Genomic DNA, 24162 nt, shown 5'->3' with positions numbered 1-24162 from the left:
TTTAAAAAAAATTGTCAAGAGTCAATTTAAGGCTTAACGTCAGCTTTATATTTTTTATATAAATATATAATATTTCTCCATGCTATAATCCATTCATGAAATGTACATGTTGCATGAGTTGTAATGAAAAAAGACATAAATTGAGGAATAGTTGGCTTTGTAAAATCAGTTATGTAACTACTATTAAAAAGCGAGGTAAATAATATGGAACAAAAACATAATGGCATTATTTTTACTGCAATACCAAACGAATCAAATGAATATTATCAACCATTTTATGAAGACTTGATTTACTTTAATGAATGTTTAAATGAAAAGAAATCAATTGCGGATCAACTTATATCTTTATCTGTTGAAGAACAAGACTTTCATACGAGCTGTTTTGAGTATGATGATATTTGGCTAAGAGATGTTGCACCGGTTGTCACAAATCATCTAGTTAAATTTAAATATCGACCAAATTATTTGCCAGATGATCAAGGGCGATATTTAGATCAACAGTTTAATAAATGGTTGAAAAAGAATGACTTTGAATATGTGAAATCCCCATTAATATTAGATGGTGGTAATCTTATTTGGAATAAAAAAGATACCGTAATATTAACAGAACGTATATTTGATGATAACGATGATTGGACAGAAGAGGAAATTATTGAGCAGTTAGAATGGGATTTAGATGTGAGCCGAGTTATTATTATTCCTGCTGAAGAAGGGGATGTACTAGCACACGCAGACGGAATGGTTAAATTTATTGATGAACATACAATGTTTATTAGTGATTTTTTAGGGGATCATGAATTTAGATATAGTGTTGAAGAGATTATTCAAGAACAAATGCCAGAAGCTGAATTTATAGTTGTTCCTTCATCATATACAGAGAAAGGACAATATGATCAAGAGATAGCATCAGCAAAAGGGTTGTATATAAATATGTTAGAATCATGTGATGCTCTTTATGTTCCTAAGTTTGGACTAGCTAAAGATGAGGAAGTTTTACGATATATTCAACAGTATACGGAGAAACAAGTTATTCAAATTCATGTAGGAGAAATATCAACAATGGGAGGCGCGATGAATTGTTTAACGTGGTATTGTCCAAGTCATTTGTTACCTTCAAAAATGAGAAGATTGAAAAATCAGAATGAAGATTTTTCAATGAAGAAGATTTTTGATTGGTTTTAATAAATAAGTAATGAAAAGAAAATATATTCAAGGAGTATTGATATGTATACCATCGCTGAGTTTTCTCGGATTTGTAAAATGAGTACGCGGATGTTAAGACATTATGACAAAGAGGAGATATTAAAACCGGCATATGTGAATCCGGTTAATGGGTATAGGTATTATGAACAAGAGCAGCTGGAAGTAGCATTGAAAATAAAAAAGCTAAGGGAGTATAAATTTCCTCTTCCAAAAATTAAAATTGTTTTGCAGTCATCGGATCAAGATTCGTTTGTTCAACATATACAATCACAAATTATCGAGTTGTCTCATGAAGTGAAGCAAAATTTACAGGTTATTTCAGAAATGAATGAAATGGTAATGGTGAATAGTAGTCTAAATATTGCTCGCCATAGAAGTTACGATATATTAATGGGAATGAGGAACGAAGTAACGATAATTACTCAAAGAGTAAAAATAGATATAGATGATATGGATGATTATTTTTATGACTTATATGAAGAGGTACAAAAAAATAACTTTCAAATAGTCGGTTCTCCATCTGCAGTCTTTTATGATGAAGAATATATTCCAAGTAACAGTGATATTGAGTTAAGAATTCCGGTTATGCAGGGGAATGATGAAGACGTAGCACCAGAGTATGAAATGAAACAACTAAGTCCACATCATATCGTTACTACTATGCATTATGGAAGTTATGACTATATAGGTTACGCTTATATAGCGTTAGAAGAATGGATTGAAAGAAATGGGTATGTGATAATTAATTCGCCATATGAGGTTTATATAAAGGGACCTGAATGTGATTGTTTAGCAGAAGAGTATGTGACACAAATTTGTTTTTTAGTTACGAAAATAGAATGAGAATAAGGATTGACATTAACATTATGTCAATCCTTATTCTATGTATGAAAGCAATTTATCATAATAAAAAGGAGAGAGAATATGAGAAGAACAATCATGATTATTTGTCTCGTTCTAAGTATGGTATGGATTTCCGCATGTACTGCTGGAGTAGGAGAAGGTGAGAGTGGTAGCGCTGTACTACCAAGTCAGTTACCTAAAAATGTAGTGTTTAAAAATGGTACAATCTATACTTCAAATGAAAAGCAAGACATCGTAGAGGCTGTAGCCGTTAAAGAGGGGAAAATTATATTTGTTGGTTCAAACAAGGATGTAGAGGAATTTATAAATGAAGATACGAAAGTGGTGGATTTACAAGGACGTTTTATCCTTCCTGGTTTTGTGGACAATCATAATCATATATTTGAAGCAAAATCACCAGCAGCAGGAAATTGTAGTGTCTCACCAGATGCTTCTCTGCAAAAACAACGCTCGTATTTAAAGGCTTGTAAAAAAGGTGTGAAAGATGGCGAATGGATAAGTGGAACGGGGTTCAGTTTGGAAGCGTTGTTAAAAGATATGGACGAAAAATCAGAGCAACAAACCCCATTACAAGTTCTTGATGAGTTATTTCCTAATAATCCAGTATTAATTATGGAAAGAACCTCCCATTCTGTATGGGTTAATTCAAAGGCACTCGAGTTAGCTGGAATAAATAAAGATACAAAAGATCCACAAGGTGGAAGGATTATTCGGGATTCCGAGACAGGAGAACCGTTTGGTATTCTTTATGATACAGCAGGAGATATCGTGATGGAAAAAGCATGGAATTCTCAACCAAATCTGTTTGAAAAAAATTATGAAGGTTTATTAGACGGTTTAGATGAGGTTGCAAAGAATGGTATTACTACAGTTGGTGATGGACGTCTTTATTGGAAGCGAGGCTGGTTAGACGTTTGGAATAAAGTAAATGACGAAAAAAAGCTAACGTCACGCGTAGTACTTCGACCATGGGTATATCCAAATTTAAACGAAGCAGAACAAATGGAGTATTTCAAAAAAATTAAGCGTGATGATGTGTCATCCCGTATGCTTATTAATCAAGTGAAAATGTATAGTGATGGAATTAGTATTAATAGCACTGCCAAAACACTAGAAAAATATAAATTTGAATGGTTTACAGGAACTCCGTATGGGTTGAATTATATTCCAGAAGAAAAAATGAAATGGTGGTTAACCGAATTAAATAAAATTGGTTACGGTGCACTTATTCATACAATTGGAGATGCTGGGGTAAGAGAGAGTTTAAATGCGATTGAAGCAGCGAAAAAAGAAGGTGCAAACCAGCCTTATACACTTACGCATGTGGAAATGGTAGAAGATAGTGATATAGATCGTTTTGCTAAGTTAGGTATTAGCGCTGATTTTCAAGTAGGTCATGATTTTACGGAAGATCCAAAACAAAGCTGGGCAAGTACGTATTTTACAAATCAGCAAATGAAACGAATTATGCCGTTAGGGCGAATTTGGAAAACCGGTGCGAATGTATCACTTAGTAGTGATTGGGATGTAAACGAACTGAATCCACTTGTGACGATTTCAAATGCATTAAGCATTGATGAAAAGGGCTTGTCTGATGTATACGCAGCTATTGATGCCTATACAATTAAGCCAGCTAAAGCGCTAGGTCTTGATAACATTACAGGTTCGATTGAAGTAGGCAAATCAGCTGATATGGTATTACTAAATGAAGATATTACTAAAATGAGTGCCGATAAGATTCCGAATGCGAAAGTTTTAGTGACGGTTTTACAAGGAGAAGTAGTGTATCACAAGGAGAAATAAAGAGTCACCTTATAAAGTTGCTACAAGTAAATGAATATATTCCTGTTGACCTTAACACGATGTCAAAGTATAGACTGGACATACATTCATATAAGGGGTGAACACGTATGAGAAATATAGAAAATAGTTTGTATTATATGCCTGCGGAATGGGAGAAACATGAAGGTACATGGCTCCAATGGCCACATGATAAAACACATAGGGGTGAAGGTTACAGAGCTAAGTTAGATGATATTTGGATATCGATGGCAAAGGAGCTTCACTATGGAGAAAATGTCCATATTGTTGTATGTGATGAAGAAGAAAAAATACATGTCCAATCGAAGTTAATGGAAGCTAACGTGAATATGAATAAAATTGATTTCTTAATTCAAGAAACTGATGATATTTGGATAAGAGATAACGGACCAATCTTTGTAAAAGATAAAGAAGGGAACCGCTATCTAACGCACTGGATATTTAATGGTTGGGGAGATAAATATCCGTACGAAAACGACGCTAATATTCCGAATAAAATAAGTGAAATGTATCGCATTCCAAAAGTTGAATCTAGTGTCTGTCTAGAGGGCGGGGGAATTGAGATAAACGGAAACGGGACCTTAATGGCGGCGGAAACGTCTATTATAAATGAAAATCGAAATCCTACACTAAGTCAGAAAGAAATTGAAATGGAGTTAACGAAATATTTAGGAGTAACGAATTTTATATGGATAACTGGTATACGCGGAGAGGATAATTATGATGAAGATACAGATTATCATATTGATGGCGCGGCACGGTTTGTAAATGAAAATACGATATTGTATGAATACGATCCTTTCGGTGAAGGAGAGTCATATCTTTTGGAGGCGTACGAAAAGCATTATCAAGAATTGCGACAAGCAAGAAATATAGATGGCAAGCCATTTCAGCTCATTCCAGTACCAGTAACAAGAAAATTGGTAAAAGAAGCAGATTGTAAAGGATCGTACTTAAATTTTTACATTGGTAATGAAGTTGTATTGGTACCTATATACGGTGATGAACATGATAAATTAGGGCTTCAAATCATTGAAGGTCAATTTCCAGGGAGAAGAATTGTCGGTATATATGTTAACGAATTGTATGCATACGGTGGTATGATTCATTGTGTGACGCAGCAGCATATAGAATAGAGTAATTCAAATAAAAAGCATGCAGAGCATATACTCTGCATGCTTTTTATAATGTTGAAAACTCCTCAACAAGTTGAGTGAATTGTTTCAATGCACTTTCAATCGGTTCTGGCGTTGTTAAATCGACGCCAGCTTTTTTCAATAAGTTTAATGGGTAGTCTGAACTTCCACCTTTAAGGAATTCAATATAATTTTTCTGAGCATTCGGATCACCGCTTAATAGTTTATCAGCGATTTGAATGGCAGATGCGAATCCAGTTGCATATTTGTATACGTAAAACGGGCGGTAGAAATGAGGGATTCTAGCCCATCCGTATTTTACTTCTTCATCAAATACAAGTGAATCACCGTTATATTCTTTAAATAGTTTTTCATAAATTTCACTGAATACTTGTGCATTTAATGGTTTACCTTGTTCCGCCATTTCATGTGTGATTTTTTCAAATTCTGCAAACATAATTTGTGTAAAGAAAGTACCTTTGAATTTTTCAATAAAATGGTTAACTAAATAGTTACGCACGTTCGTTTCTTTTGCTTCTTTTAATAAATAGTGAATTAATAACACTTCATTTACTGTAGAAGCGACTTCTGCCACAAAGATAGAATAATGTGCAGAAATTCTTGGTTGGTATCCATGTGAATAGTGCGTATGCATACCGTGCCCGCATTCATGAGTAAGAGTGAACAGGCTATTTAAATCATCGTGATGATTTAAAAGAATGAAAGGATGAACACCATATACACCAAAGTTATAAGCACCAGAACGTTTTCCTGGTGTTTCTCTTACGTCTATATATCGTTTATCTTTAAAACTTTTTAATGTCTCAATATATTCTTCTCCTAAAGGAGCTAGTGATGCAATCATAATGTCAAATGCTTCACTATATGGGATGTCTTGTTTTGCACCTTCTACTAAATCGACGCCTAAGTCGTATTGTCTTAGTTCATCTACGTTTAATTTTTCTTTTCGAATTTCATTGTATGTATGTAATGTTTGAATGTTTTTTTTCGTTGTATCAATAAGGTTTTCATATACTTCTTTCGGAACCATATCGCCAAATAATGATTTCTCTAGCGCTGATGGATAGTTTCTTAGCTTCGAAACGGTAACATTATTTTTAATAGCAGCGGATAAAGTAGATGCGATGGAATTCTTTAACTGAACATATGGTTTGTAATATGCTTTATAAGCTTCTTTACGCTTTTCACGATTCGTATCTTCTATTAACTTTGCATACATTCCGCGTGTTAAGTTCACTTTTTCTCCATCGTCAGTCGTCACTTCACCAAATAATATATCTGCATTATTTAACATACCAAATGTGTGCTGTGGAGAAGAAAGAGCTTCACCCATCTGTGATAAAATTTCTTCTTGGTCCTTATTCAATACGTGTTTTTTATAACGGTATAATTCAAACAAGTCTTCTTTATAATATTGTAACCCTTCTGTTTCTTCTATGTAAGAATGTAATGTGCTTTCGTCTATGCTAAGTAAGAAGGGGGAAAAGAAAGATTTAGCTGCACTTACTTTTACGTGTAATTGTGATACTTTATCGACAAGAGATTGCGCGTCAGTATCGCGTGTATCAAGGTCAGATTGTAATCGTGCATAAGCGAACATTAAAGATATTATGCTAGAAATTTCTTCACTCTTCGTTAAATAAGCTAATAAACTATTGCCATCGTGAATATTGCCATTAAACTCGTGTAATTCCTTCGTTAATACTTCAATTTTATGAAAATCACTTTCCCAATCTTCAATTGTATGGTAAATGTCTGTTAAATCCCATTTTTCTATATCAGCTACTTGTAATCGATCTTTAAGTTCTGTCATAATCATTTCCTTTCTAAACATGTAGTTATATTTCTATATAACTATGAAATACAACAAATTGCAAAAAATCCCTGCTGAAAATTGAAAAGCCTTGCTAAAATAACAAGGCTTACATACTTATAGTGTAATTCCGAATTTTGAATGTAAAAGGTTTGTAAATTGCATGTCTGTAACGGTTTCTTTCGTTTTTTTACCATTTTTCGCTACTGTAAGACTATCTTTCGTTAAAGAGGCATGCCCATCTTCAGTTAGTTTTACAATAAGAGGTAGTTTATTAAAGGGTGACCCTTCATGTTCAACGATAATTTTTTGTGCTGTATTTGCTTTTTCTTCATCCACTTCTTCTATATAAAATGCATATCCTAACGTCCAATCATCAGCAGAAGATTGATCCAAGAACTCATTGTTTTTTCGCATCTCTAAAATGTAGTTTCCCTTTTCGGTCATTTCTTTACGAATACGATAATCTCCTGTAACAGAGTGAATGACTTCACCTGAGAAAGGGACAGGGGCAAGAGGTAAGTATGATCCGAATCCTACTTCAATTAAATAAAGTTCATTATGATGTGTTAAAACGGTTGCGATATGGCCAGAATCAACAGCCCATATGGAGTTTGCAGCGTTATAAACTGTTCCTGAAACGAGATGAACATCGAATCCAGAATCTTTCAGGAAGTAATATATAGAAGGATTGAGTTCATAACAAAGACCGCCACGGTTATTTACTAAAATTTTCTCTTTCAAATTTTCTTTTGATATTTCTTTAAAATTCTTTTCGAGAATATTTAAGTTTTCAAAAGGAACAGTTTGTGCCATTGCGTACATAATGTTAGATAAATCTTCAAATGAAACTGTGTCTTTTTCTTCTATATGTAATCGTGCGAAAAATTGTTTTTGAAAGTCTGTCATCGAAATCCCTCCGTTATGCTTTTATAGGTAAATTGTAAACAATCTTGAATAGGATGTGAAATTAAAACTACGTTGAATATTTGAAATTAGATTAAAAATAATATGGGAGAGTGAGAGATTGCTACTTTACTAACGGTGGGACGAATATTATAATAATTCTGATAAACTATGCAAACGCTTTCTTGGAAGGGGATGGTGTACAGATGTTTAAAAGAATAACAATAGTCGGATTGTCAGTTGTTATGTTTTTACCTAGTATATATGAGGGGAGTAAGGCATATGCAGACACAGTTAACAATGGAACGTTAATGCAATATTTTGAGTGGTATGCTCCGAATGATGGGAATCATTGGAATCGTTTGCGTACTGATGTTGAAAATTTAGCGGAAAAAGGAATTACATCTGTTTGGATACCACCTGCATATAAAGGAACTACGCAAAATGACGTAGGATATGGAGCATATGATTTATATGATCTGGGGGAATTCAATCAAAAGGGCACAGTGCGGACGAAATATGGGACGAAAGCACAATTGAAATCTGCAATTGACGCTTTACATAAGAAAAACATCGATGTATACGGTGATGTAGTTATGAATCATAAAGGTGGGGCTGATTATACAGAAACTGTAACAGCAGTTGAGGTAGACCCGAACAATCGAAATAATGAAGTATCAGGTGATTATGAAATTAGTGCGTGGACGGGATTTAACTTTCCAGGACGTGGAGATTCTTATTCTAATTTCAAATGGAAATGGTATCATTTTGATGGAACGGATTGGGATGAAGGAAGGAAATTAAACCGAATTTATAAATTTAGGGGCATAGGTAAAGCATGGGACTGGGAAGTGTCTAGCGAGAATGGGAATTATGATTATTTGATGTATGCGGATCTTGATTTTGATCATCCAGATGTTGCGAATGAAATGAAAAAATGGGGAACGTGGTATGCGAATGAATTAAATTTAGATGGTTTTCGTTTAGATGCTGTTAAACATATTGATCATGAATATTTGCGCGATTGGGTAAATCACGTTAGACAGCAAACGGGGAAAGAAATGTTTACAGTAGCTGAATATTGGCAAAATGATATCCAGACTTTAAATAATTATTTAGCGAAGGTCAATTATAATCAATCTGTGTTCGATGCACCACTTCATTATAATTTTCACTATGCTTCAACAGGAAATGGGAATTATGATATGAGAAATATTTTAAAAGGAACGGTAGTTGCGAATCATCCTACACTTGCGGTTACTCTAGTTGAAAATCATGATTCACAGCCTGGTCAGTCATTGGAATCTGTAGTGAGCCCTTGGTTCAAACCGTTGGCATATGCATTTATTTTAACGCGTGCAGAGGGATATCCTTCTGTTTTCTATGGTGATTACTATGGTACAAAAGGAAATAGTAACTATGAAATTCCAGCGTTAAAGGACAAAATTGATCCGATTTTGACGGCACGAAAAAACTTTGCATATGGTACGCAACGTGATTATTTTGATCATCCAGATGTGATTGGCTGGACAAGAGAAGGTGATAGTGTACATGCTAATTCTGGTTTAGCAACATTAATCTCTGATGGACCAGGAGGGGCGAAGTGGATGGATGTTGGAAAGAATAACGCAGGGGAAGTATGGTACGATATTACGGGTAATCAAACAAATACTGTAACAATTAATAAGGACGGATGGGGGCAGTTCCAAGTAAGTGGAGGATCAGTTTCCATATATGTTCAACAATAATTTGGTGATGAAAAAGAAGAGGTAGACTGAAATATAAGTTTTCCTCTTCTTTTTATATTGTGCATATTTATCCCGCTATTTGTGGGAAGCCCGATTGGTGAGGGCTTATTAAAGTTTCACTTTATTTTTCATAAATCTTTATTGTAATAAAAGAGCTAGTCGACCTTTATAACAACAAGAGAGGCATTGGAATATATAATGTCACCCGTGGCTTCTCTTATTCGTACTCGAAGAACATCCCCTTGATTTAAAGGTAGTAAATCAGTTCTGGCGGATGTAGCTCTCACCCCAGAAGCACCACCAACTCGCGTTTCAATTGCGAATTGAATGGAATCGTTTATTGTAAGATTTAATATACTAGACGATATAGCTTGTATTACAAATACAATTGAAAAGGATACAGAGTACACGCCAGTGGTATCAATTGTAATAGAATTATTTAATGGATTTAGGGTAGTTCCACTAGCAGGTCCTGGAATGGTAAAATTAATATTTGTATTAACTACTGCTGAAAAACCGATTCCTACTTCAGAAGTTATTGTTCCAAATATGGGAAGAATCCCTAAACCGGTTGCGCCAGTAGGACCAGTTATTCCGATTCCGGTAGGACCTGTAACCCCGGTAGGACCAGTTATTCCGATTCCGGTAGGACCTGTAACCCCGGTAGGACCAGTTATTCCGATTCCGGTAGGACCTGTAACCCCAGTAGGACCAGTTATTCCGATTCCGGTAGGACCTGTAACCCCGGTAGGACCAGTTATTCCGATTCCGGTAGGACCAGTTATTCCAATTCCGGTAAAACCTGTCGCGCCGGTAGGTCCTGTGATTCCAGTAGGTCCGGTGGGGAATGTAAATGGTGGAATTGATGGTAGTGTGGGACCGATTAAATTTGGTTCCAGAGCAGGTCCGTGTAAAATACTATACTCTTCATTCATATAGTAAACCTCCTATCATAGCTTGTCATAATTATTAAATGTATTTGGGGAAGGAAATGACATTCGCAATAGCGGAGGCGCTTCTTATAATTTCTCTTCAGCGAATATAGACCTAATTTAAGCAATATTGAAATTTATAGTTACGTACTACTAAAGTATGACACCTTTACTTCTCACGTAACATATAGTATGATGATTTCAATAAATTAGATTTCAATGACTATAATATAAATTAATGAGAGGTGCTTTTTGTGAGTGCGGTAGGTATTAAATAGGAAAAATTTAATGAAATAAATCGGATAAGACCAGGGGATTTTTATGTACATCATACCCCTAATTTTGTCATGCATTTATTTCAAAACCTATGAAGATACCTACAATACTTTATAAAGCGTGTAATAAGGGACTGCCATCTATTTTTTATGGCTTATTTCCTCATACGTTATTACACATGCCTTGTAAATGTAAAAGCTGCGGTATCCCCGCAGCTTTTTTGTATATGTTTTTATTGTATAATTATGGAATTTTATATATGACTCATTGGAATCTAATGAGTAGGTATCTTCATTTATGATAAAAATCAATCATAGTGAGGAGAAACAAAATGAATACGATGACTTTTGAAAAGTTACAATATAACGAATTAAAGGATATAGTGAAATCTTATTGTGTAAGTGGATTAGGTAAGGAATTATTAAACAAATTAGAGCCGAGTACGAGTATAAAAGTAGTGAGAAATCGGTTGAATGAAACGACAGAAGCACGAGCTATATTAGATGCAGAAGGGCATGTTCCTTTCTTCGGCATTTCTAATATTGCTAGTACAATTCAAAAATTAGAAAAAGGGATGATTTTAGATCCAGAAGAATTAGTAAGTGTTTCAGACTTTTTACGTGGGTGTAGAAAGATTAAAAAGTTTATGTTAGATAAAGAATTTTTTGCACCAGTATTAGCTTCTTATGCAAATTCAATGACTGAATATAAAAGTATTGAAGAGGAAATTAACTTTTCAATTAAAGGAAATAGTATTGATGCAGCTGCAAGTAAAGAGTTAAAACGAATTCGAAATAATATCGATTCTGTAGATGGGAAAATAAAAGAACGTTTAACGAAGTTTTTAAATAGTAGTGCAAATAAGAAATTCATTCAGGAATTCTTTATTAGTAAAAAGGATGACCGTTATACGATTCCAATTAAATCTTCCTATAAAAACCAAGTTGCCGGAAGTATTATTGAAGCCTCGGCAAAAGGTTCTACTGTATTTATAGAACCGCATACGGTTACGAAATTGAATGCAGAACTAGCAGGTTTGAAAGCAGAAGAAGCGGTTGAAGAATATCAAATTTTAGCGACTTTATCAGGGATGGTATTAGAAAATATTTATAGTATAAAGATTAACATGGAGCTAATTAGTCAGTATGATATGGTATTTGCGAAAGCGAAGTTTAGTAAATCGATTGATGGAATAGAACCGAAGTTAAATGATCATGGCTACATTCATTTAGTGAATTGTAAGCATCCACTTTTAACAGGGCAAGTTGTACCCTTGAATTTTAAAATTGGTCAAGAGTATCGTAGTTTAATTATTACAGGGCCGAATGCGGGCGGAAAGACAATTGTGTTAAAAACGATTGGATTGTTAACATTAGCTACAATGTCAGGTCTTCATATTGCAGGAGATAAAGGGACAGAAATCGCTATTTTTGAAAATGTATTTGTAGATATTGGTGATAATCAAAGTATCGAAAACGCACTAAGTACATTTTCATCTCATATGAAAAATCTTTCTGAGATTATGAGGATGTCAAATAATAATACGTTACTTTTATTTGATGAAATAGGGAGCGGTACAGAGCCAAATGAAGGTGCAGCACTTGCAATTTCTATTTTAGAAGAGTTGTACTTTGCGGGATGTATTACCGTTGCGAGTACGCATTACGGAGAAATTAAACGATTCTCAGAAATGCATGATGACTTTATGAATGCAGCGATGCAGTTTAATAGTGAAACGTTAGAGCCGCTTTATAAATTAGTTATCGGAAAATCAGGAGAAAGTAATGCACTTTGGATTGCGAATAAAATGAACGTAAAAGAACATGTACTGAAAAGGGCGAAAGAGTACATGGGAAATAAAGAGTACGCTTTAGAAAAAGTGAATGAAAGTAAAATTAGAAAACCGAAATTCGTACAAGAAAAAAGAGAATCTCATTATGAGTACAAAATAGGCGATCGTGTTAATTTATTGGATCATGATGATTTTGGTATCATCTATAAGGAAAAAGATAATTTTTATAACGTTGTTGTATATTATAACGGTGAATTCGTTGAAGTAAATGTAAAACGTATTACTTTAGAAGTAGCAGCGAAGGAGTTATATCCAGAAGGATACGATTTAAATACACTATTTGTTGATTATAAAGAAAGAAAAATGCAACACGATATTGAGCGCGGATCGAAAAAAGCACTGCGTAAAATTCAAAAAGAAATAAGAAAGAATAGAGGATAAGTTAAAATGGTAACGATTAGACAAGAACAAAAAAATGATTATAGAAAAACAGAAGAAGTCGTAAAAGAAGCATTTTTAAAGGAAGAATTTAGTGATAAAACAGAACATGAACTTGTAAAACGTATTAGAGAATGTGACGCGTTTGTTCCAGAGTTATCAATTGTTGCGGTAGATGAAGATATAGTTGGTCACATTATGTTATCGAAAATTACAATAGAACAAGATGGAACTTCTGTAGAATCGTTAGCGCTTGCACCAGTTTCAGTTGCTAGGGGTCATCAGAAAAAAGGAATTGGTGGAAAACTGATTGTAGCTGCATTAGAAAAAGCGAAAGAACTTGGATACGGATCAGTTGTAGTATTGGGACATCCAGAGTACTACCCGAAATTTGGTTTTAAGAAAGCAAGTGAGTGAAATGTAAAAGCACCGTTTGAAGTGCCTGAAGAGGTATTTATGATAATGGGATTAACAGAAAATGCTCTTCGAGGTGTAGAAGGAATTGTACAATATTCGAGTGCTTTTGCTGAGTAGGAGTACCGGTTAAGAAATGTAATCATAAAAGGTGCTATCTTTTTGTATGGATATACAGAAAGATAGCTTTTTTTATTAAGCGGATCTACTGACGTATATTTTGCTCAATGAATAATTGAGGTGGTAAAATTGATATAGAAACGTAAAGGGAGAGAATGAAATGAATAAGCGAGAAACAGATAGCAATGAGAATGTAGTGACGTTATATGTTACAAGACACGGTAAAACAATATTAAATACGAATCATCGCGCGCAAGGTTGGGCAGATTCTCCTTTAGTAGAAAAAGGTGTTGAAGTTGCCACAAATTTAGGAACAGGATTAAAAGATATTCATTTTATGAATGCATATAGTAGTGATAGCGGCCGCGCAATTGAAACTGCTAATTTAGTATTAAAATATAGTGAGCAATCAAAATTAAAACTTGAGCAAAGAAAAGATTTGCGAGAATTAAATTTCGGTATTTTTGAAGGTGAAAAACTTGAGAATATGTGGGATGTGGTTGGAAAAGCTGCAGGCGTTGCATCACCAGAAGAACTTATGAAGTTTTCTATTCAAGAAGTGATTAATCTTATTAGAGTAGCAGATCCTACGAAACAGGCGGAAGATTGGGACTTATTTTCTACTCGTATAAAAACAGAGATAGATAAAATTAGTGAAGAAGCTGCTGGAAATGGTGGCGGTAACGTTTTAGTTGTCGTTCATGGGCTTTTGATTACTACCTTAATAGAAATGTTAGACAGTAGCAAAACAAAACTTGGAGTGGAAAATGCTAGTGTGACGAAAATTGTATATCAAGATGGAACATACACAGTCGAGTCTGTTGGAGATATGAGTTATGTTGCAAAAGGGAAAGAAAGTGTTGAAATATAATTAAATCTCCAATAGAAATAAGAAAAGGAAGGTAGAGAAATCTAACTTCCTTTTCTTATTGGAATGATTATGGAATTAATAAAATCTTTCCTGTACTTTTTCTGCTCTCTAATAATTTATGTGCAAGAGCACCATCTTGTAAGGCGAATGTAGTAGGACTCGCGATATTTACTTTTCCACTAGTGATCCAATCGAATAATTGAGTAGAGCGCTGCTTACGTTCTTCAAAAGTAGTAAGCACGTTCCAAAGGTCTCCACCAGTTAAAGTTTTTGAAGTATCCATAAGCATACGCGGATCAACTGGCGCAGGATTACCACCAGCCATTCCGTAAAATACGACAGTACCGCCAATTTTAGTAGCGTTAAAACTTTCCCCTAATGTAGAACCTACTGATTCATACACAACATTTACTCCAGTTCCATTAGTCATTTCAAGTACTTTCATATGCCATGCTTCGGTATATAAAAATACGTGATCGGCACCAGCTAATGTAGCTATCTTTGCTTTTTCTTTTGATGATGTAAGACCAATTACTGTTCCGCCCTGTAGTTTAATCATTTGAATAAGAAGTTGACCGACGCCACCAGCTGCAGCGTGTACTAAAGCTATATCACCTTGTTTTAGTTGATAGCTATCGTGCGTTAAATAATGTGCAGTTAATCCTTGTAATAAGACAGAAGCGGCTGTTTCAAAAGAAATAGAATCTGGTAGTGGGATTACTTTTTCAGATGGAACGGCAACTAGTTCTGCATTTGCAAATGGGACGTCCGCAAATGCAATACGGTCTCCTAGGTTGATAGTAGTAACGTCAGCTCCTACTTTTTCAACAATTCCAGCTCCTTCATAACTTAATACATAAGGCGGATTGCCAGCAAGATGATAATCGCCGCGGCGTCTATAAATATCAGCGAAGTTTAATCCGATTGCTTTCGTGCGGACAAGAATTTCATTTGGACTTATGATTGGATCGTGTATTTCTTTATAGTGTAGAACATTAGCGTCTCCGAATGTTTCGAAACAAAGTGCTTTCATATGGAATACCTCCATTTATATTGTTTATAGATGTTCTTTATCATACAATACAAATATCAATAGACAAAGAGGATTATTTCGATGGAATCAATCGGAAATATCGATTGAAAAGAGGGATGATAAATGGAGATAAAACAATTAATTACCTTTAAAATAGCCGCGGATACTTTGAACTTTACACAAACTGCGAAGAAATTAAACTTTGCTCAATCGAGCGTAACAGCGCAAATTAAAACGTTAGAAGCTGAGCTAGGTACGCCGTTATTTGAAAGATTAGGAAAACGTCTTTTCTTAACTGAAGCAGGGAGGAAGTTTCAATTATATGCTGATAAGATGATTGGACTTAGTAACGAAGCGAAAATGGCTGTGAAAGATGATGAAGAAATAGCTGGTACGTTAACGATTGGTGCACAAGAAAGTCAGTGTACATATAGGCTTCCATCTATATTAAAGAGATTTAAAGCACAATTTCCTCAAATAAAACTTATATTTAAACCAGCACATTCTAATAAAGATGCGAAGGAACAATTAATGGAGGGAAAAGTCGATCTTGCATTTATTTTGGATGAATGTAAAACAGAAGATGCTTTACATGTGGAGCCGCTTATGAAAGAAGAATTAAAAGTAGTAGCTGCTCCAGAGCATCATTTACTCCAGCAAACTTCCGTTTCTATAAAAGATTTAGAGAAGGAAACACTTTTATTAACAGAACTAGGGTGCTCATATCGGACTTTATTTGAGGAGTTATTTCGTGCGAAAGACATATATCCAGCAAATAAGATTGAGTTTGTTAGTGTCGAGGCAATTAAACAATGCGTCATTGCAGATTTAGGTGTTGCTGTGTTACCAACCATAGTAGTAGAAAAAGATATGCGAGAAGGGACGATAAAGGAGTTAGTTTTAAAAGAAACAATTCCTCCGATTTATACGCAAATCGCTTGGCATAAAGACAAATGGATGACAGTGCCACTGCAGCAATTTATTGATGTAACAAGAGAGTTTTTTACAACGGATTAAGTGGAGAAATATTTGTTTTCTATAAAAGAAAAAATAGCAATTTTGTATAAAGAACCGATGCTTGCATGTAACAAGTATCGGTTCTTTTATGTTTGAAATAAAGGATGCTATAAAATGTGTATTTCTCAACTTTTTTTCTTAAAAGGATAAGTAAATTTCTTTGTATATTCCAATAAACGTAAGGGAATTTACAACATTTTTTCGTTTCTGTAAGATGCCTCTAGGAAGCATGAAAGGAGGGGCGTACATAGGGGGATATTGTCTTTATTATATGTACTTATTTTGAGGGAGGAGATTTAAAATGTTTAAAAAGTTAATGAAAGTATGTGTGTTAAGTGTAGCGAGTGTAGGGGTATTATTTACTTTTCAAGGAAGCACATTTGCAGCTACCGATCTGAGTAGTTATTATGACGGAAAAAATCCAGCAACAACGAAAGTATACGGAGGCAGTACAACATGTGATGCAGATGGATTTAATGCAAAGTCTACAGCGGTGTATGAAGGGAGTAAAAAGGTTGGGACAGTGTATTTACGTTATAGCAATAGATGTCATGCAGCATGGGCTAAGTTTGTATTAGATCAACCAGCACCAGCTGTTTCTGGAGGAGTGTATGCGTACGCTGTTGTGAATAAATATAAAAATGGTGTATTCCAAAAATCAGTCACTTCTAATCAGGGGAACGGCACAATAAAAACAGGTCAAACGAGCACGTATACAGGAATGGTATTTGATTTAACTGCAGATTTTGGATACACAGCAGATGCTGAAGCGGTTACGTTTAATAACGGTTACGGAAAAACAGCACGTTATTAAGAAAGGAGTGAAATGATATGAAACTTTTAAAAAAGACGAGTGCATGTTTATTGCTATCTTTACTCATTGTAACTAGTATGTTTAGCACGACTAATAGCGATAAAGTATACGCAGAAGATCATTCATATGATGGGAAAAGTCCTTACTATAACAGCTGTGATCAATCCGCAGTAACGAAAGAAAAGAAGTGGATTGATTCAAATTCTTATGTAGAATTAAAATTTAGCACGAAGTGTAAAACAGCGTGGGCAAAAGTTACTGTAACTCGCCTGGCAGTTTATAATAATGAAGCTGATGCAAGGATTGTTAGAAAAACAGATGGAAAGGCATACACTTGCGGAAGTGCTGGAGGAAATGGTGTTGTAAATAAAGGGCAAACATCATGCTATACACCAATGGTATATGATTTAGATCCAAGAAAGGCACAAGCACAAGGGAAACATGCAATTCCGAATAGTGATGCATATAATTATGCGGAGACTATTTGGTATTAATACGATTATACATGTTTTAAGAGCTGTTATTTGATATAAAAATGAAAGAGCCTTACTGCATTTTATTGTGGTAAGGTTCTTTAAATTTGTTTAATAGATTAACTGCATCCATTTACAAAGGTCTCTCTATATAATCGCTTTTAAGTATGGCCATAATAATTTCATCTGAGTATGTATCGTTATAAAATAAAGATTGACGTAAGGTTCCTTCTTTTACAAAACCAACTTTTTTATAAGCTTTAATTCCGCGTAAATTATGGCTAAATACTTCTAACTGTAAACGATTTAATGATAGTTGTTCAAAAACAAATCTTAAAACTATTTTAATAGCTTCCGTTCCATAGCCTTGTCCTGTTAATGCTATTGAAAGCATTGATATTCTGAATCCTGCTCTTTTGTTCTCCTCATCGATATCTAAAATCGACAACTCTCCAATCATCTTGTCAGTACTTTGTAAACAAATAGCGAAATCATAGCGACTTGAATCATTATTTATATGATCTATATGTTTCGTAATTTGCTCCAATGAAAAAGAGGACTTAGTTCCAGTCATATATCTTATTTCATCATCCATTGTACTTTGTAATATAATAGGAGCATCTAGCTGACAAAGAGGCCTTAAATAAATTCTCTCGCTCTCTAATCTCATTATAATTTTCTCCTTTAGTTAGTAATTGAATGTATAAATACTTAACTTTCTTCAATGAGTTACATAAAAAATATGAATCTTAATTCGATGTTACATGAATTTTATAATGGCATGGTATACCTAAAACAAATAATAAATGTTTTATACACAACAAAATGTATCAACGAGTTTTTTGATCATACTATTATTCTTGCTGCTCATTCCGCTTTTAAATGAACACGAATGTATTAACTAAGGTCTGTATTAGGAGGAGTATATCCAAGGTGACGAGCCATAGATACAATTTGTCCTTTATGGTGAAATTCATGCGTCTCCGTATGAGTTAAAAGCCATAGCGGAGTTGTGCTCCAAGGTTCTTTTTGCCATTTCACTTCATTTGCTATATTTTCGAGCCAACGGTCATTGTATTCATCTAAAAAACGTTGTACAGTCTCATCTACTAACTTAAATCTAGCGCGAACTTTTTCCACATTTGCATGCTCAATTTCGTAATCGCTAGCAAATGAAAAATCTGCTCTTTTTTGCTTGAATGCGAATGATCCAAGCCAGTATCGATAGCAATCGGCTACATGAATATGAGTCTTTATAATGCTACCGCTTCCGAAATTAGAAACTGTGCTATGTAATTTTTCTACTGGGATTTCTTCCAAAAACGAAAATAGAGTTTCTCTTGTAGAGCTAATAAGATTATATTGTTGTTTTAAAATATGTAACATGCAAGTACACTCCTCTTTTATTAACATAGTAAGTAATTCTATATTTACGAGGAGTGAACCTTTTTATTATTTTTAATAAGCATATTAGATGTATTTCTTATTTGTTTCTGATAGATTAAACAAGGTGAAACTTTAATAAGTTGAACATTCTTAGTTCATAATAAATTGTACATCAAGAAGGGGAACGATAAAATGAATAGACTAGTGGGTTTAAAACAATTTGAAATAACGCGCGGGGCGTTACTTAAATTTATGGAAACGTTAGATGATAAAACTGTGGATACGCAGCCAGAGGGTTTTAACAATACAATTCGTTGGCATATCGGTCACGTGTTAACAGCAGCAGAGACTTTCATGTTCGGAAGAGAATTTAAACAATTGCCAACTGAATATCCAGGTATGTTTGGATATGGATCAAGACCATCTAAATGGACGACAGAAGGACCATCGTTAGAAGTGTTAACGGCTCAATTAAAAGAACAAGCAAAACGTATTAACGAAATTCCAGCAGAAGCATTTGAAAATAAACTGCCAGAGCCATTCCTAGGATTGGAAACAGTAGGGGAGCTTTACGGTATGATGCTTTATCATGAAGCTGATCATATTGGGCAAATGAAGGCGATGGAACGTATTATTAAAGCTCTTTAGTCTTAATTGCATATAACAAGCAATACAGTTGTAATGTTAAATAATATATACAAAAAAGGTAGATAAATTATTATCTACCTTTTTTGTATAACTTCTTGAAGGATTAGAGAATTTTATAATTTTTTATGTTGTGATTATTATACGTATATTCCTAAATGTGGAATATACGTATAATAATAGAGAAGAACTAGAAATAGGGGTGAATACTATGATTACATTAGAGCAAAAGTTGGAGCAATATAAACATACATATGTACAGTTAAAGGGAGAACTAAAATGGAAAACGAGTGATTCTCGAACAGGAATGATGATTGCTGCTATGTATGCAGGTAGTGATAAATTGTTTGATCTCGGACGTTTTTTAGAAATTAGTAGTTATATTAAGAATCAGGTAGGGATGTTTTCATACTTAAAGTCTTATCATCGTTTTGTAGTGGCCGCAACATTAGATATTCACTTTACAGATTACAAGGAAGCTTTTCGGAAGTTTTTAGATTTATATGAACAATTGGTCACTGGTGGCTTTAGCCGGAGTATATTTACTTATCTCGCAGCAGCTGTGCTTTTAACAGAAGAAAATGAACAGCATGGCGCGCACATTCAGCGTTCGATGCAAGTATATAAACGCATGAAAAAGGATCACCTCTTTCTTACAAGTACAAATGATTATCCGCTCGCAGTTTTATTAGCAGGACAATCAGAGCATGTAGAAACACTTATGGACCGAGTGGAACGTCTTTATCAGAAACTAGCGACAGCTGGTTTGCGTAAAGGGAATGATCTTCAATTTTTGAGTCATATTCTTTCACTAAAGAAGGATGTCAGGGAAGAACTATTAGTTGCAAAATATACAAATATATGGAATTTGTTAAAGCAAGAAAAGGTAAAAGTAAAACAGATGCATTACCCAGCTATCGGGCTACTAGCGTTACTCGAGGACGGAGAAAAAGAGATTCATTCTATTCGAGCATTTATTGAAAAATTGCAGGGGGATAAATTGTTCCGTTGGCATACAGATACAACTATTCTTATTGCTATTCAACTGTTCGTAAGTCAGAAAGGTGAGGAAAGTAAAGCTACTAACACAGGTTTACAAACAATGATAGAAGTCCTCATACAAGCACAACAGGCAGCCATGATGGCAACGATTGCCGCTTCATCTGTAGCAACATCTTCTGCCAGTAGCAGTTCATAATGTGTAATTGCTTATACTCTTGTAAATTATAACTCCCTTGATAAGGACGGTTTAAAAAATATTACTAAAAACAGTTAGCCCATCACTCTCTAATGAGTGATGGGCTAACTGTTTTTACATAATCAGCATTATCTTTTTGATTCCTTCAAATGTTTGAGCTGCGTGACAATCATAATGCTAATAACAACGAGTAAAAACCATGAACTAATTTTGCTTAAGTGAACGAGATTCCATGCTTCCCGTTGATTTGGATATTGCCATGCTCCGAAAAATGTTGCGATGTTCTCTGCAATCCAAATGAAGAAACCGATAAGGAAAAAGGAGAGAACGAGTGGTATTTTATATGTAAAGCCTCGTAATGAAAATTCCACAAATGTCCGAAAGAAAACGATGAATAGAAGTAAAGTTAAGAACCATCTAAAATCGTATAGAAAATGATGCGTGAAAAAATTGAAGTAAATCATTGCTCCTAATGGCACGGTAAAAATAGCTTTCGGCCAATAATGCATTTGTAAATGTAACCTTCTCCACGCTTGGCATATGTAACTTGCGACACTTGCGTACATAAAGCCGCTGTAAAGCGGAACTCCAAAAATCTTTGAATACGCCTCTTCAGGATAACTCCATGAACCGAAATGAACTTTATATATTTCTAGTAAAAGGCCGATGAGGTGAAAGACAGTAATTACTTTTAATTCGTCTTTCGTCTCAAGTCCAGTCTTGTACATAATCCACTGCATAAGAAGACATGCGATGAGTATGAAATCATAGCGATATAACCCTGGAATAGAAACGATTTTTGAAAGGGCTAGTGTTAAGAAAATAACGACTGGGAATAAGCAAGATAATGCTTGCTCGTAAGTGAAGTGTAGTAGTTGTTTTATATAGAACATTGTGTCACCTTCGGGATTTTTATTAGAAAAATCAAAATAATTAATAAGTATACTACAATTTAAAAAATAATCCAGTAGTCTATTTTGCATGTATTTGTAAGTTTTAGAAGGGAATTGTAATGAGTATTTTAATATTTAGCGAAGTGAAAAAATAGTTTGCTATTTAAAAAAAGTGGGGATATAATATCTAAATGAAAATGATAATTATTATCAATAATAATTATAAATAAAAAATAATTATAAAAAACAACTGAATATAAAGGATGAAATGAAACATGTTACATAAGTCTACTGTACATGCTGGTAATAACCGCTGGATACATATTAAGTTCATATGTTTCATGAGCTTAACAATTTTATGTTTAATTGGATCTATATTTTTAGCCATTTCATTTGGTGCAAAAGATATACATTTACAAACGGTGTGGGCAGCGATTTTGAATTACAATCCGAAATTAACGCAGCACCAAATTATTTATGAATTAAGGCTCCCGAGAGTAATTGGTGCAGCAGTTGTAGGGGCAGCTTTTGCGGTTGCTGGTGCTGTTATGCAAGGTATAACACGAAATCCTTTAGCTGATGCAGGTGTACTCGGAATAAATGCAGGTGCGATGTTTGTAGTGGCACTTAGTTTTGCTTTTTTTCCGCATATGCCGTATTCCTATTTAATGATTGTTTCCTTTATTGGAGCAGTCTTAAGTACAGTACTTATTTTTGTTATTGGATCAGCAACATCAGGCGGGTTAACACCAATGAGATTAACGATTGCTGGAGCAGTTATGGCAGCGCTTTTACATTCATTAAGTTCAGGTGTTGCGATTTATTATGATTTAAGCCAAGATTTAGCGTTTTGGTATGCTGGTGGTGTTGCAGGGGTTAAGTGGGAACACTTGAAATTTTTAGTTCCTATTATTCTTATAACGATTATTTTCGCGACAATGCTAGGGAGATCTATTTCACTCATATCAATGGGGGATGATGTTGCTACAAATTTAGGAGTGAAAACGAACCGAACGAGAATACTAGGGATGATTATAGTAGTTATTCTGGCAGGTGTTTCTGTTTCAGCTGTTGGTTCTATTGGATTTGTAGGACTAGTTATCCCGCACATTGCTAGAAAATTAGTTGGTGTTAATTATAGACTCATTATTCCTATGTCAGCATTATTAGGAGCTATGTTATTAGTTGTAGCTGATTTAGGGGCAAGAACAGTAAATCCTCCTAAGGAACTTGCGATAGGGATTATGGTAGCTCTTGTTGGAGTTCCGTTCTTCCTCTATATAGCACGTAAAGTTGGGAGGGAGTTATAAATGAAAGATCTTTTTAACACGGATAAAAAGAGAGCTATTACTGTAACTACAATCTTCGGATGTATAAGTATCGCTGTAATTTTAATTAGTTTAAATACAGGGACACTGAGTATAGCGCCACTTAGAGTAATTGAAACACTTTTGGGTTATGGTAATTTTGAGAGTGCAACCGTGCTATATGATTATCGTATGCCAAGAATAATAATCACGATGTTAGCCGGTATCGGTCTTGGTATTTCCGGTGCGATTTTGCAAGGGTTATCACGTAATGCACTTGCAGATCCTGGTATTTTAGGGTTGCATTCAGGTGCATCTTTCGGTCTTATCGTATTTGTTACTCTCTTTCATTCTATTAATGAGAGTGCATCCATTTTAATACCGTTATTTACATTTGGCGGAGGAGTATTAGCTGCATTTCTTATTATTTTACTTGCGAGTGATCGGTCAAAAGGTTTACTTCCCATTAGACTTATTCTCGTTGGTATTGCAGTTTCAGCTGGCTTTAGTGCAATTTCGCTATTTTTCTCTCTCAAGTTAAATGATGAGACGTATACATTCGCTTCTAGATGGCTAGTTGGTAACGTGTGGGGAAGGGATTGGATTCATGTCCTTGCATTATTACCTTGGATTTTCATACTAACCCCTTATGCGTGGCTAAAATCTAAAACGTTAAATGCATTGTCACTAGGTGATAGTGTAGCAGCAGGACTTGGTGTTTCTGTTCAAAAAGAACGGTTATTACTTTTAGCTACAGCGGTTGGATTATCTTGCACAAGTGTATCGATGGCAGGAGGAATTGGTTTTATCGGTTTAGTTGCTCCGCATATCGCAAGGAAGTTAGTAGGTACTACATATCAACACTTTCTTCCTTTAGCTGGCATTATCGGAATGATTATTTTAGTGCTAGCAGATACGATAGGTCGTTCTATATTTGAGCCAAATTCTATTCCAGCTGGTGTAGTAGTGGCAGCTTTAGGAGCACCGTATTTTCTTTATTTACTTACAAAAACAAAATAAATACTTCAAAGAGGAGAACAT

21 protein-coding genes and 1 pseudogene are annotated in these 24162 nt (G+C 34.7%); 15 read left to right on the top strand and 7 right to left on the bottom strand.

The genetic code is table 11. The features are described from left to right. Positions 1-204 precede the first annotated feature (204 nt). The 4 genes from MR136_RS07280 to MR136_RS07265 all read left to right on the top strand — a co-directional run bounded on the left by MR136_RS07280 (position 205) and on the right by MR136_RS07265 (position 5024). Entirely contained in the window at positions 205-1182 is a 978-nt protein-coding gene (locus tag MR136_RS07280; protein WP_000435528.1) for an agmatine deiminase family protein, read from the top strand. 42 nt (positions 1183-1224) lie between these two features. Then, a complete protein-coding gene (locus MR136_RS07275; RefSeq protein ID WP_017673135.1) occupies positions 1225-2046 on the top strand; it encodes a MerR family transcriptional regulator in 822 nt (273 codons plus the stop codon). Positions 2047-2127: 81 nt separating this feature from the next. Then, positions 2128-3870, top strand: a complete 1743-nt coding sequence (locus tag MR136_RS07270) for an amidohydrolase (RefSeq protein WP_017673134.1) — start codon at positions 2128-2130, stop codon at positions 3868-3870. Between the two features lie 107 nt (positions 3871-3977). Continuing rightward, positions 3978-5024 (top strand): agmatine deiminase family protein, encoded by a 1047-nt coding sequence (locus MR136_RS07265; protein ID WP_017673133.1) that lies wholly within the window; start codon positions 3978-3980, stop codon positions 5022-5024. 46 nt (positions 5025-5070) lie between these two features. Here the strand turns inward: MR136_RS07265 and pepF are convergent, their stop codons facing one another. Further along, on the bottom strand, positions 5071-6858 hold the full coding sequence (gene pepF, locus MR136_RS07260) for an oligoendopeptidase F (RefSeq protein WP_061457539.1): 1788 nt from the start codon (positions 6856-6858) through the stop codon (positions 5071-5073). 117 nt (positions 6859-6975) lie between these two features. After that, on the bottom strand, positions 6976-7767 hold the full coding sequence (locus tag MR136_RS07255) for an arylamine N-acetyltransferase family protein (protein ID WP_061457538.1): 792 nt from the start codon (positions 7765-7767) through the stop codon (positions 6976-6978). 203 nt (positions 7768-7970) lie between these two features. Here MR136_RS07255 and amyS point away from each other — a divergent pair, with 203 nt between their 5' ends. Continuing rightward, positions 7971-9512: an alpha-amylase gene (gene amyS, locus MR136_RS07250; RefSeq protein WP_017673131.1), complete on the top strand. Its 1542-nt coding sequence runs from the start codon at positions 7971-7973 to the stop codon at positions 9510-9512. A gap of 155 nt (positions 9513-9667) precedes the next feature. Here amyS and MR136_RS07245 read toward each other — a convergent pair whose 3' ends face one another. Beyond that, the gene (locus tag MR136_RS07245) at positions 9668-10447 is read right to left on the bottom strand and encodes an exosporium leader peptide-containing protein (RefSeq protein ID WP_061457537.1); all 780 of its coding nucleotides are present in this window, start codon (positions 10445-10447) and stop codon (positions 9668-9670) included. A 604-nt stretch (positions 10448-11051) separates the two neighbouring features. On the opposite strand from MR136_RS07245, the gene MR136_RS07240 reads away from it, so the two are divergent. From MR136_RS07240 to MR136_RS07230, 3 genes and pseudogenes are all read left to right on the top strand, one after another. Next, positions 11052-12953, top strand: coding sequence for an endonuclease MutS2 (locus tag MR136_RS07240; RefSeq protein WP_001095187.1), 1902 nt, complete (start codon positions 11052-11054; stop codon positions 12951-12953). Between the two features lie 6 nt (positions 12954-12959). Next, positions 12960-13484, top strand: a pseudogene (locus tag MR136_RS07235) (GNAT family N-acetyltransferase). Positions 13485-13644: 160 nt separating this feature from the next. Beyond that, complete coding sequence (locus MR136_RS07230) at positions 13645-14355, top strand: histidine phosphatase family protein (protein ID WP_016123107.1); 711 nt, start codon at positions 13645-13647, stop codon at positions 14353-14355. A gap of 67 nt (positions 14356-14422) precedes the next feature. Here the strand turns inward: MR136_RS07230 and MR136_RS07225 are convergent, their stop codons facing one another. Continuing rightward, positions 14423-15388: a quinone oxidoreductase family protein gene (locus MR136_RS07225; RefSeq protein WP_242259297.1), complete on the bottom strand. Its 966-nt coding sequence runs from the start codon at positions 15386-15388 to the stop codon at positions 14423-14425. Between the two features lie 123 nt (positions 15389-15511). Between MR136_RS07225 and MR136_RS07220 the strand changes: the two genes are divergently transcribed. The 3 genes from MR136_RS07220 to MR136_RS07210 all read left to right on the top strand — a co-directional run bounded on the left by MR136_RS07220 (position 15512) and on the right by MR136_RS07210 (position 17713). After that, the gene (locus tag MR136_RS07220; RefSeq protein WP_017673075.1) at positions 15512-16405 is read left to right on the top strand and encodes a LysR family transcriptional regulator; all 894 of its coding nucleotides are present in this window, start codon (positions 15512-15514) and stop codon (positions 16403-16405) included. Between the two features lie 301 nt (positions 16406-16706). Beyond that, the gene (locus MR136_RS07215) at positions 16707-17219 is read left to right on the top strand and encodes a YjfA family protein (RefSeq protein WP_000473760.1); all 513 of its coding nucleotides are present in this window, start codon (positions 16707-16709) and stop codon (positions 17217-17219) included. 17 nt (positions 17220-17236) lie between these two features. Continuing rightward, positions 17237-17713, top strand: coding sequence for a DUF2690 domain-containing protein (locus MR136_RS07210; RefSeq protein WP_061457535.1), 477 nt, complete (start codon positions 17237-17239; stop codon positions 17711-17713). A gap of 112 nt (positions 17714-17825) precedes the next feature. Here the strand turns inward: MR136_RS07210 and MR136_RS07205 are convergent, their stop codons facing one another. Together MR136_RS07205 and MR136_RS07200 are read right to left on the bottom strand one after the other, a co-directional pair. After that, positions 17826-18362 (bottom strand): GNAT family N-acetyltransferase, encoded by a 537-nt coding sequence (locus MR136_RS07205; RefSeq protein ID WP_017673077.1) that lies wholly within the window; start codon positions 18360-18362, stop codon positions 17826-17828. Positions 18363-18589: 227 nt separating this feature from the next. After that, a complete protein-coding gene (locus MR136_RS07200; protein ID WP_061457534.1) occupies positions 18590-19078 on the bottom strand; it encodes a DinB family protein in 489 nt (162 codons plus the stop codon). Positions 19079-19270: 192 nt separating this feature from the next. On the opposite strand from MR136_RS07200, the gene MR136_RS07195 reads away from it, so the two are divergent. Both MR136_RS07195 and MR136_RS07190 read left to right on the top strand, forming a co-directional pair. Then, positions 19271-19726 (top strand): DinB family protein, encoded by a 456-nt coding sequence (locus MR136_RS07195; RefSeq protein ID WP_001081123.1) that lies wholly within the window; start codon positions 19271-19273, stop codon positions 19724-19726. Positions 19727-19934: 208 nt separating this feature from the next. Then, positions 19935-20921, top strand: a complete 987-nt coding sequence (locus MR136_RS07190) for a DUF4003 domain-containing protein (RefSeq protein ID WP_017673079.1) — start codon at positions 19935-19937, stop codon at positions 20919-20921. A 128-nt stretch (positions 20922-21049) separates the two neighbouring features. On the opposite strand, the gene MR136_RS07185 is transcribed toward MR136_RS07190, so the two are convergent. Then, positions 21050-21814: a DUF817 domain-containing protein gene (locus MR136_RS07185; protein ID WP_017673080.1), complete on the bottom strand. Its 765-nt coding sequence runs from the start codon at positions 21812-21814 to the stop codon at positions 21050-21052. A 275-nt stretch (positions 21815-22089) separates the two neighbouring features. Here MR136_RS07185 and MR136_RS07180 point away from each other — a divergent pair, with 275 nt between their 5' ends. Beyond that, positions 22090-23124, top strand: a complete 1035-nt coding sequence (locus MR136_RS07180; RefSeq protein WP_017673081.1) for a FecCD family ABC transporter permease — start codon at positions 22090-22092, stop codon at positions 23122-23124. After that, complete coding sequence (locus tag MR136_RS07175) at positions 23125-24141, top strand: FecCD family ABC transporter permease (RefSeq protein ID WP_017673082.1); 1017 nt, start codon at positions 23125-23127, stop codon at positions 24139-24141. Positions 24142-24162: the final 21 nt, after the last annotated feature.

The sequence above is a fragment of the Bacillus cereus group sp. BfR-BA-01311 genome, assembly GCF_022664295.1.
GTDB lineage: Bacteria > Bacillota > Bacilli > Bacillales > Bacillaceae_G > Bacillus_A > Bacillus_A cereus.
This window is presented reverse-complemented; position numbering and strand designations above follow the sequence as displayed.